Origin of the sequence: Massilia horti (assembly GCF_004614195.1) — a bacterium.
Lineage (GTDB): Bacteria > Pseudomonadota > Gammaproteobacteria > Burkholderiales > Burkholderiaceae_D > Telluria > Telluria horti.
On the sequence record NZ_SPUM01000122.1, the window covers coordinates 15,790 to 27,033 of the forward strand.

Genomic DNA, 11,244 nt, shown 5'->3' on the forward strand with positions numbered 1-11,244 from the left:
GCTACCCCAGGGCGCGCACCGCGCCCTGGCTCCCGGCACCATCACCACGACGCGGCGTTCGCACTGAATGCGCACTGCTCCTCTCCGGACGCGCACCCCATACGATCTACCGAAGTCCATAGCCATAGCAAATTGTAGGGTGCGCACCCGTGCGCACGCGGTCACGGCATGCTGACTTGCGGCTACCGCTTCGCTACGCGTCGTTCGCGAACCGCGTGCGCACAGGTGCGCACCCTACGCCTCTATCACCGTTTTCGTAGGGTGGGCGGGTTTCCCGCCCACCCTACGAAACCCACACCTTCATAAAAAAACCCGCTGTGGTGACAGCGGGTTTTTGTTTGGCTAAAGCCGGTGATCACGCCGCTTCGCGGCTGGCCTTCTTGCGCTCGTGCTCCTTGAGGAAGCGCTTGCGCAGGCGGATGCTCTTGGGCGTGATCTCGACCAGTTCGTCGTCCTCGATGAACTCGACCGCGTATTCCAGCGACAGCTGGACCGGCGGCACCAGGCGCACCGCTTCGTCGGTGCCCGACGCGCGCACGTTGGTCAGCTGCTTGCCCTTGATCGGGTTGACCACCAGGTCGTTGTCACGCGAGTGGATACCGATGATCATGCCTTCGTACACGGCGGTGTTGTGCTCGACGAACATGCGGCCGCGGTCCTGCAGCTTCCACAGCGCGTACGCCACCGCGGCGCCGTCCTCTTGCGAGATCAGCACGCCGTTGCGACGGCCGGCCAGCTCGCCCTTCGAGTTGTCGACCGGCGCGTAGTCGTCAAACACGTGGCTCATCAAGCCAGTGCCGCGGGTCAGGGTCATGAATTCGGATTGGAAGCCGATCAGGCCACGGGCCGGAATGCGGTACTCCAGGCGCACGCGGCCCTTGCCGTCCGGTTCCATGTTCTGCAGGTCGCCACGGCGGCGGCCCAGCTCTTCCATCACGCCGCCCTGGTTCGTCTCTTCGACGTCCACGGTCAGCATTTCGTACGGTTCGCAGCGCACGCCATCGATCTCCTTGAACACCACGCGCGGACGCGACACGGCCAGTTCGTAGCCTTCGCGGCGCATGTTCTCCAGCAGGATGGTCAGGTGCAGCTCGCCGCGGCCCGACACTTCGAAAATCGTGTCGTCGTCGGTCGGCATCACGCGCAGCGCCACGTTCGACTTGAGCTCGCGATCAAGACGGTCGCGCAGCTGGCGGCTGGTGACGAACTTGCCTTCGCGGCCGGCCAGCGGCGAGGTGTTGACCATGAAGTTCATGGTCAGGGTCGGCTCGTCGACGGTCAGCATCGGCAGCGCTTCCGGCACGTCCGGCGCGCACAGGGTCGAGCCAATGCCGATCTCCTCGATGCCGTTGATCAGGACGATGTCGCCCGCCTGGGCTTCGTCGACCAGTACGCGCTCCAGGCCTTTGAAGTTGAGCACCTGGTTGATGCGAGCCTTGATCGGGGTCGAGTCCGGGCCGTTCATCACGATGACATCCTGGGCGGCCTTGACGCGGCCGCGGCTCACGCGGCCCACGCCGATCTTGCCCACATAGGACGAGTAGTCGAGCGAGGTGATCTGCATTTGCAGCGGGCCGTCCGGATTGTCGTCGCGCACCGGCACGTGCTGCAGGATCGCGTCGAACAGCGGCTTCATGTCGCCGCCGCGCACGTCGTCGGTCAGGCCCGCGTAGCCGTTCAGGCCCGAAGCGTAGATGATCGGGAAGTCGAGCTGCTCGTCGGTCGCGCCCAGCTTGTCGAACAGTTCGAAGGTCTGGTTGATCACCCAGTCCGGACGCGCGCCCGGACGGTCGATCTTGTTGATCACGACGATCGGCTTCAGGCCCAGGCCCAGCGCCTTGCGGGTCACGAAGCGGGTCTGCGGCATCGGGCCTTCCTGGGCGTCCACCAGCAGCAGCACCGAGTCGACCATCGACAGCACGCGCTCGACCTCGCCGCCGAAGTCGGCGTGGCCCGGGGTGTCGACGATGTTGATGTGGGTGCCTTCGTATTCGACCGCGCAGTTCTTCGCCAGGATCGTGATGCCGCGTTCCTTTTCGATGTCGCCCGAGTCCATCACGCGGGTCTCGACCTGCTGGTTTTCGCGGAAAGTGCCCGACTGACGCAGCAGTTGGTCGACCAGGGTGGTTTTACCGTGGTCGACGTGGGCGATGATTGCGATATTACGAATCGCGCGTTTGGTGTTTGACATGATTTATCCAGCGTGAGATGTGTTGCGGGTGTACGAAGCGTACGGTGCTGCCAAATTCGGAAACCGACTAGTATAGCACGCCGGCGCCGAATACTGCGGCGCAACATGGAAAAATCATCGCATTTTCAAGGGTTTGCTAACCCGTTAATAAGATCGCCTGTTGGTCGTTAGGAAATATTTGCTTTACGAAGCGCAGGGAGTGCCGCCGGAGAGCCCCGTACATGCACGGCGTAGGGTGCGCACCTGTGCGCACGCGGTCATCGCATGCCGGCTTGCGGCTAGTGCTTCATTGCGCGGCGTTCGCGAACCGCGTGCGCACAGGTGCGCACCCTACGTCGATGCTCACATGCGTTCACTGCCCGGCGTTCGCGACCACGGCTCGCCCCTCAGTGCGTGCCCAGCGCTTCCAGCGCCTTGGCCAAACCGTCACGTACGGCCTCATCCTTGGTGCGTTCGCGCAGTGCGAGCAGCGCCTGCCGATGGGCTGCGCCGAGCGCCTCCTTCTCGTCAAGCGCAACGTCCGGCACCACCCCGACGCCCTCCCAGTTGCCGCCAGTGACCGGGCTGATCGATTCGCCGATGGGCACCGACAGCCTGTAGTTCGAAGGGAAGACCGGCGAGCGAGCGTCCGCGGACGCCGCTCGCCTGTCCACGATTCAGCAGCGGACAGTGCTCAGGCTGCCCGCGCGGCGACCAGGCGCTCGGGTGCGAGGATGGCGTAATCGCCCAGCAGCCCGGTTCCGAGCAGCTGGCCGTCGTGATAGACGCGCACCCTGCCCTGCTGCTCGGGCACGGCGATCGCGGACTCCTTGCCAAGCGCGAGCCGCTGGCCATGCAGGAAGCGCTTGGCCAGCTCGCCAGTCAGGTCGATCCGCGGAAAACTCGACAGCAGCGCGTCCACTGGCGCCAGCAGCGACAGCGGGTCAGGATGCGCCTGCAGTTCTTCCAGCGTGATCATGTGTTCGGTGCGCAGCGCCCCGACGCCGGTGCGGCGCAGGCTGGAGAGATGGGCGCCGCAGCCGAGCGCGGCGCCGATGTCCTCGCCCAGCACGCGCACGTAGGTGCCTTTGCTGCAGGTGACGCGGATCTTGAGCAGCGGCGCCTCGTAGGCGACGAACTCCAGCCCGTGGATGGTCACCGGCCGCGCCTCGCGCTCGAGCGTGATGCCTTCGCGTGCATATTCGTACAGCGCCTTGCCGTCGCGCTTCAGGGCCGAGTACATGGGCGGCACCTGCAGGATGGGACCGCGAAAGCGCGCCAGTGCCGCCTCGATCTGCTCGAGCGTCACGTCGACCTCGCGCGCCTCGATCACCGTGCCTTCGGTGTCGCCGGTGCTGGTCATGATGCCCAAATTCACCGTCGCCTCGTAGGTCTTGTCCGCTTCCAGCAGGTCTTGCGAAAACTTGGTCGCTTCGCCAAAACACAGCGGCAACAGGCCGGTGGCAAATGGGTCGAGGGTGCCGGTGTGGCCGGCCTTCTTGGCGTTAAGCACGCGCTTGGCCTTGATCAGCGCGTCGTTCGATGACAGGCCGACCGGCTTGTCGAGCAGCAGGACGCCATCAACCAGGTCCCGCGCTTTTTTCAGTCGTGCGTGGCTCACTCCGAATCCGCGTCCTCGATGTCGTCGTCCTTGGCACGGGTGGCATTGGCCTGGTCGATCAGCGCCGACATGTGCATGCCGCGCATGGTCGAGATGTCGTGCACGAAGTGCAGTTGCGGCAGCGTGTGGATGTGCAGGCGCTTGCCCAGTTCGTTGCGCAGGAAGCCGGATGCCTTGTTCAGGCCGTTCAAGGTCTGCTGCACTTCTTCCTTGCTGTCCTTGAGCAGTGTGAAGTACACCTTGGCGTGCGCGTAGTCGGGCGTGACCTGCACTTCCGTGAGCGTGACCATGCCCACGCGCGGGTCCTTCAGCTCGAACGCAATGATTTCCGACAGGTCGCGCTGGATCTGGTCGGCCACGCGCAAGCCGCGCGACGGGATGTTTTTGCTGTGTTTAGCCATAGTTGCGATGCTTATTGTTTCTTCTTCAGCAGTAAAAAACTTGGGGCCAGGGGCTCTTCGCGACCGCGGCCGCGAAAACACCCTGACCCCACATGGTACTACCAAGGCCTCTTCGGCCCCCTGTTTTGTTACAGCGTACGAGCCACTTCCTGCACTTCGAACACTTCGAGGGTGTCGCCCACCTGGATGTCGTTGTAGTTCTTCAGCGACAGACCGCACTCGAGGCCGGCACGCACTTCCTTGACGTCGTCCTTGAAGCGCTTGAGCGAGTCGATCTCGCCGGTCCAGATGACCAGGTTGTTGCGCAGCAGGCGCACCGACGAGGTACGCTTGACCACGCCGTCGGTGACCAGGCAGCCCGCGACCGCGCCGACCTTCGACACCATGATGACCTGGCGAATCTCGACCTGGCCGGTGACGTGCTCGCGCTTTTCCGGCGCCAGCATGCCGGACATGGCCGCCTTGATCTCGTCGATCGCATCGTAAATGATGTTGTAGTAGCGGATGTCCACGCCGTTGGCCTCGGCCAGCTTGCGCGCCGATGCATCGGCACGGGCGTTAAAGCCGAGGATGACCGCCTTGGATGCGACCGCCAGGTTGACGTCCGATTCCGAGATGCCACCGACCGCCGCGTGCACCACCTGCACCCGCACTTCGGACGTCGACAGCTTCTGCAGCGAGCTGACCAGCGCTTCCTGCGAACCCTGCACGTCGGCCTTGATGATGAGCGGCAGGTTCTTGACCTCGCCCTCGGCCATCTGGTCGAACATGTTTTCCAGCTTCGCGGCTTGCTGCTTGGCCAGTTTGACGTCGCGGAATTTGCCCTGACGGAACAGCGCGATCTCGCGCGCCTTGCGCTCGTCGGCCATCACCATTGCTTCTTCGCCAGCCTGCGGCACTTCGGTCAGGCCCTGGATCTCGACCGGGATCGACGGGCCGGCTTCGGCCACGGCCTTGCCGTTCTCGTCGAGCATCGCACGCACCCGGCCGTAGGACGAACCCGCCAGCACGACGTCGCCGCGCTTCAGGGTGCCCGACTGCACCAGGATCGTTGCCACCGGGCCGCGGCCCTTGTCCAGGCGCGCCTCGACCACCAGGCCGCGCGCCGGCGCTTCGACCGGTGCCTTCAGTTCCAGCACTTCGGCCTGCAGCAGCACGTTTTCCAGCAGGTCGTCGATGCCCTGGCCGGTCTTGGCCGATACCGGCACGAACGGCGAATCGCCGCCGTATTCTTCCGGCACCACGCCTTCGGCAACCAGTTCCTGGGTCACGCGGTCGGTGTTGGCGCCCTGCTTGTCGATCTTGTTGATCGCCACCACCAGCGGCACACCGGCCGCCTTGGCGTGGGCGATCGCCTCCTTGGTTTGCGGCATCACGCCGTCGTCGGCCGCCACCACCAGGATGACGATGTCGGTCGCCTTGGCGCCGCGGGCACGCATGGCGGTGAACGCCTCGTGACCCGGGGTGTCCAGGAAGGTGACCATGCCGCGCGGGGTGTCGACGTGGTAGGCGCCGATGTGCTGCGTAATGCCGCCCGCTTCGCCCGCCGCCACCTTGGCGCGGCGGATGTAGTCCAGCAGCGAGGTCTTGCCGTGGTCGACGTGACCCATCACCGTCACCACCGGCGCGCGCGACACCGATTCGAACTCGGCGTGCTCGCCCTGGTCGGCCAGCAGCGCTTCCGGATCGTCCACCGCGGCGGCAAACGCCTTGTGGCCCATCTCTTCCACCACGATCATCGCGGTTTCCTGGTCGAGCACCTGGTTGATGGTGCACATCTGGCCCAGCTTCATCAGCTGCTTGATGACCTCGGATGCCTTGACCGACATCTTGTGCGCCAGTTCGGCCACGGTGATGGTTTCGGGCACGTGCACTTCGCGCACGATCGCCTCGGTCGGCGCCTGGAAGTTCGATTCGCGTTCCTCGTGGGCCGGACGGCGGCCACGGGCGCCACCGCGCCAGCCGTCGCGTCCGGCAGGGGTGCCGGCGCCGCCGCGGGTCTTGGCGCCCGGGGCGCCGCGCTTCTTGGCGTCATCCGACCAGGTCGAGGCGACATTGGCCGACTTGATCGACTTCTTGTCGCCCGGCTTCTTGTCTTCCTTGCCGACCACGCCCGGCTTTTTCTCGGCCGGCTTGTGCAGCGTGCCTGCGGCCGCTTTCGGGGCTGCGGCCGGGGCCGCAGCAGCGGGCGCCGGTTCCGGCGCCTTGATCACACGGCGCGGCTGGGCCATCATGGCGCGGATCTGCGCCACTTCGTCGGCCACCGCCTTGCGTGCGCGCTCGGTGGCGGCAGCGCGTTCAGCCGCAACCTTGGCCGCGGCTTCGGATTCGGCGCGGCGCTTGGCTTCCTCGGCCTTTTTCGCTTCGCTCTTCGCTTCGTTCTTAGCTTCGCTGGCGGCGGCAGCGCCGGCAGCGGCCTGCTCGGCGGCGCGCTTGGCCGCTTCTTCGGCCTCGCGGCGGGCCTGCTCTTCGGCCGCCTTGGCCTGGGCCGCCTTCTCGGCTTCCAGCTTGGCCAGGCGTTCCTGCTTCTCGCGCAGTTCCGCTTCCTGGCGCGCGATCAGCTCGCTCTGGCGCCGCGCCTCTTCCTCACGCCTTGCCTGTTCGGCGGCGTCGATCACCTGGCCGCCAGCCGCGGCCGGCGCGGCGCTGGGGGACACAAGGTCGTCGCGCTGGACGAAGGTGCGCTTCTTGCGCACTTCAACCTGGATCGTGCGCGACTTGCCGGTGGCGTCAGCCTGCTTGATCTCGGTCGTTTCCTTGCGGGTCAGCGTGATCTTCTTCTTTTCGGGTTGATCCGCCGTGCCGTGGGTACGGCGCAGATGGTTCAGCAGCTTGTCCTTATCATCTTTCGACAAGGGATCTGACGTCGAACTTTTCTGGACGCCGGCCGAACGCAGCTGCGTCAGCAGCAAGTCTGCAGGCATCTTCAGTTCGGTGGCAAATTGGGCTACGTTGTTACTCGCCATTCAGTCCTCTTTTCTATGTGTCGCGAGATGATAAAGTTGTTGCTGGAGTTACGCCTTGGCCGTTTCAACCAGACCCCAGGCTTTCGCCTGCAATGCCTTGGCCCGGTCGTCATACTTCGCGTCGACCAGCTTCATCTCATCGTCGGTCACATCATTAAACTCGTTCTTGATCAGTTCGCGGGCGCGGTCGGCCGGCAGGGCCAGGATGGCGCCGAATTCGTCGTAGGCCAGGCCTGCAAACTGTTCCAGGGTCTTGATGCCGGCCAGGCCAAGCTTGCCGGCGGTGGTGCGGTCCATGCTCTCCAGGTTGACCAGCGCTTCTTCCATGCCTTCCAGACCTTCTTCGGAGGCAATCGCTTCGGTCACCAGAGCATCGCGGGCGCGAGTGCGCAGTTCATTGACGGTGTCGTCGTCGAACGACTCGATTTCGAGCATCTCCGAGATGGGGACGTAAGCGATTTCTTCAAGGCTGGAGAAGCCCTCGTCCACCAGGATGCTGGCCACCTCGTCGTCCACGTCCAGCTTTTCCATGAACAGCGCACGGATCGCAGCCGTTTCCTGGGCTACCTTGTTGGCCGATTCCTCGGCGGTCATGATGTTGATCTTCCAGCCGGTCAGTTCCGACGCCAGGCGCACGTTCTGGCCCGAACGGCCGATCGCGATCGCCAGGTTCTCTTCGTCGACCACCACGTCCATCGCGTGCTTTTCCTCGTCGACCATGATCGAGGACACGTTGGCCGGAGCCAGCGCGCCGATCACGAACTGCGCCGGATCTTCCGACCACAGCACGATGTCGACCCGCTCGCCGCCCAGTTCGCCGGTCACGGCCTGCACGCGCGAACCGCGCATGCCCACGCAGGTGCCGATCGGATCGATGCGCTTGTCGGAGGTGTAGACCGCAATCTTGGCGCGCACGCCCGAGTCACGGGCAGCCGACTTGATCTGCAGCAGGCCCTGCTCGATCTCCGGCACTTCCAGTTCGAACAGCTTCATGATGAATTCCGGCGCGGTGCGCGACAGGATCACCTGCGGGCCGCGCATGTTGCGGTCCACGCGCAGGATGTACGCACGCACACGGTCGCCGATGCGCAGGTTTTCCTTCGGGATCATCTGGTCGCGCGGCAGGCGCGCTTCGATCTTGCCCGATTCGACGATCGCGTCGCCGCGCTCCATGCGCTTGATGGTGCCGGTGACCAGCGCGTCGCCGCGGTCCAGGAAGTCCTGCAGGATCTGCTCGCGCTCGGCGTCGCGCACGCGCTGCAGCACGACCTGCTTGGTGTCCTGGGCGAAGCGGCGGCCGAACTCGACCGACTCGATCGGCTCCTCGATGTATTCGTCCACCTCGATGTCCGGGATCTGTTCCTTGGCTTCGAAGTGCAGGATTTCCTGGTCAGGCAGCTGCAGGCCGGCTTCGTCCGGCACGACGTGCCAGCGGCGGAAGGTTTCGAATTCGCCAGTGTCGCGGTCAATGGCCACACGAATGTCGACGTCGCCCTCGTAACGTTTCTTCGTGGCTTGCGCCAGGGCGAACTCGAGCGCCCCGAAGACGACTTCCTTATCGACGTTCTTTTCGCGCGCGAGCGCATCAACCAGTAACAAAATTTCGCGACTCATGCTTTGCGACTCCTAAAATCCACCTGTGGCACCAAACGTGCTTTGTCCAATTCGGCCAGCGTAAATTCCAACAATGCCGGACCATCCTTACTTTCAAATTCCAAACCGATCTTGTCGCCCTCCGGCGCACACAAGATTCCGGTAAATGTCTTGCGGTTCGTCCCTGGCATCGGCAGGCGCAGCTTGACGGTCACCTCGCTGCCGGCAAACCGCGCGAAGTCCGCCAGCGTGCGCACGGGGCGGTCGAGGCCGGGCGACGAAATCTCGAGCCGCTCGTAATCGACATTTTCCACCGTCAGCACGTGCGACAACTGGTGGCTCACCGTGGCGCAGTCCTCGACCGTGATTGGCCCCTTCTCTTCGGCCACGTCGGCCGGAAAGTCGATGTACACGCGCAAGATCCCGCGCTCGCCGCGTTCGACATCAACGAGCTCGTAGCCGAGTCCGCTGACGGTCTTGGCGATCAATTCAAACTGCTGCACGGCACTTCTCCAGGGCTTTAAAACGATTCAACAAAAAAAAAATGGGCATTTGCCCATCTTTTTGTATTCCCAACCAGATGAAAGCACTTGCACCAAAACACGCTGGGAAGAACTTTGATTAGGCTGCAAATTATAACGCCTTCCTGCCTTGCCCGCAATCGCACACATGCAAAATAAACAGGCAAACAACAGTAAGTACGCCCTGATGGCGCACCGCTGGCGCAGCCCGGCCGAGCACCACCCTGGTGGTGATCCCTGAGCTTGCGTAGATCCGTCGCTCCCGCGCAGGCGGGAGCCCATACTGAGTTTGCTGCTCACGCTCAGGATGGGTTCCCGCCTTCGCGGGAACGACGAGTTACCGGCTTGCTGAAGGTGTCACCACTCGCATCCCTGCGATGCGCAATCCGTGGAACGACTAGCCGCGACGGCCGCGACGCGGCAAGCCATGCTCCGAACCGCGAGGTCCCTGCCCGCCGCGGCGATTAGCGCCGGGGCCGCCAAAGCCGAACGTGGTTTGCAGCGGGTCCGGCTGGCGCGGACCCTTGCCGCCGCTGCGCCCCTGGCCGCCGCTACGCCCCTGGCCGCCGAAACCGCCGCCGGCATTCGCGTTGCGTCCCTTACCCACCGGCATGCCGATGCCGCGGCCACCCTGGGTGCCGCCGGTCGGCTGCGTGCCGGCGCGCACCACCTGGGGGCCGAACGGGTCGACATTGCGGTTGGCGTCGGCGCGGTCGATCCGGTTGCCGTCGGCGCGGCGCATGTCCGGCTTGCCCTTGCCGCCGCCCTTGGCTTTCTCAGGCCCACTGCCCTTCTTTTCGATGCCGAACGCGGCCATCAGGTTGCGCACGTCGTTTTCGCCCACTTCTTCCCAGCGGCCGCGCTTCAAGGCCGTGGGCAGCGTGACCGCGCCGTAGCGGGTGCGGATCAGGCGCGAGACGGTCAGGCCGACCGCCTCGAACATGCGGCGCACCTCGCGGTTGCGGCCTTCGCCGATCACCACGCGGTACCAGCGGTTCACGCCTTCGCCGCCGCCGTCGCTGATCTTGGAAAACGCCGCCGTGCCATCGTCGAGCTCAACGCCCGCCAAGAGCTTCTGGCGCATGCCTTCTTCCAGTTCGCCCAGCGTGCGTACCGCGTATTCACGGTCGATGCTGTAACGCGGGTGCATCAGGCGGTTGGCGAGGTCGCCGGAAGTGGTGAACAGCAGCAGGCCCTCGGTGTTGAAGTCCAGGCGGCCGACCGCCAGCCATTTGCCGGTTTTCATGGTCGGCAGGCGGTCGAACACCGACGGACGGCCTTCAGGATCGTCGTGGCTGACGATTTCGCCGGCCGGCTTGTGATAGATGAGCACGCGCGGCGGCTTGTTGTTCGCCTTACGCTGGATCAGCTTGCCGTTGATGCGCACCGCGTCGGTCGGCAGGATGCGCTGGCCGATGTGGGCCGGCTCGCCATTGACCGACACGCGGCCGGCAATGATCAATTCTTCCATGTCGCGGCGCGAACCGAGGCCCGCTTCGGCCAGCACCTTGTGCAGCTTGGGCGCGTCGTCCTCGGCGGTCAGGTCGCGGCGCGCCGGCTTTTTCGACAGCTGGCCGTGGCCACCTTCGTTGGCGTCGAACGCGTCCGAAGTCACGAACGAGAACACGGCGTCGGCGTCGTGCGCCTTGCCCTGCCCCTGGTTCCTGCCCTGCCTGGACCTGGCCTGCTTGCCCTGCTGCTGGCCTTTCTGCTGCGCGCCGTGCTGCGGCTTCTGGCCTTTCTGCCTGCCCTTGGCCGCGCGCTGCTCGCGGCGCTCCTCGGTGGCCGCCACCGGCTCGGCGCCGGGCGCGGCATCATCCGTCCTGGGCTGCGGGCGCGCCTCGCGGTTGGTGCGCTGCTCGCGCATCTGGCGCGGACTGCGCGCTTTTTTCGGCGACGCTGCCTGGCGCTCGCCATCGGCGGATTCAGGTTCAGTTGCGTGCGCACCGCGTCTTCCACCTGCGGCTTGTTC

Annotated in this window: 8 protein-coding genes; all 8 read right to left on the reverse strand. The window is 64.9% G+C overall.

What is annotated here, in order from left to right; translation table 11 throughout:
- Positions 1 to 355 precede the first annotated feature (355 nt).
- Positions 356 to 2,191, reverse strand: a complete 1,836-nt coding sequence (typA, locus tag E4O92_RS18260; protein ID WP_135191080.1) for a translational GTPase TypA — start codon at positions 2,189 to 2,191, stop codon at positions 356 to 358.
- A 386-nt stretch (positions 2,192 to 2,577) separates the two neighbouring features.
- Positions 2,578 to 2,844 (reverse strand): hypothetical protein, encoded by a 267-nt coding sequence (locus E4O92_RS18265; protein WP_135191081.1) that lies wholly within the window; start codon positions 2,842 to 2,844, stop codon positions 2,578 to 2,580.
- Between the two features lie 20 nt (positions 2,845 to 2,864).
- Positions 2,865 to 3,791, reverse strand: a complete 927-nt coding sequence (truB, locus tag E4O92_RS18270; RefSeq protein WP_135191082.1) for a tRNA pseudouridine(55) synthase TruB — start codon at positions 3,789 to 3,791, stop codon at positions 2,865 to 2,867.
- Complete coding sequence (gene rbfA / locus E4O92_RS18275; protein ID WP_135191083.1) at positions 3,788 to 4,192, reverse strand: 30S ribosome-binding factor RbfA; 405 nt, start codon at positions 4,190 to 4,192, stop codon at positions 3,788 to 3,790. Before rbfA ends, truB begins: the two co-directional genes overlap by 4 nt.
- 128 nt (positions 4,193 to 4,320) lie before the next feature.
- Positions 4,321 to 7,158 (reverse strand): translation initiation factor IF-2, encoded by a 2,838-nt coding sequence (gene infB, locus E4O92_RS18280; RefSeq protein WP_135191084.1) that lies wholly within the window; start codon positions 7,156 to 7,158, stop codon positions 4,321 to 4,323.
- Positions 7,159 to 7,206: 48 nt separating this feature from the next.
- Entirely contained in the window at positions 7,207 to 8,772 is a 1,566-nt protein-coding gene (gene nusA, locus E4O92_RS18285; RefSeq protein ID WP_135191085.1) for a transcription termination factor NusA, read from the reverse strand.
- Complete coding sequence (rimP, locus tag E4O92_RS18290) at positions 8,769 to 9,254, reverse strand: ribosome maturation factor RimP (RefSeq protein WP_135191086.1); 486 nt, start codon at positions 9,252 to 9,254, stop codon at positions 8,769 to 8,771. Before rimP ends, nusA begins: the two co-directional genes overlap by 4 nt.
- A 415-nt stretch (positions 9,255 to 9,669) precedes the next feature.
- A partial coding sequence (gene rluB, locus E4O92_RS18295; RefSeq protein WP_135191087.1) for a 23S rRNA pseudouridine(2605) synthase RluB occupies positions 9,670 to 11,244 on the reverse strand: 1,575 nt, incomplete at its 5' end.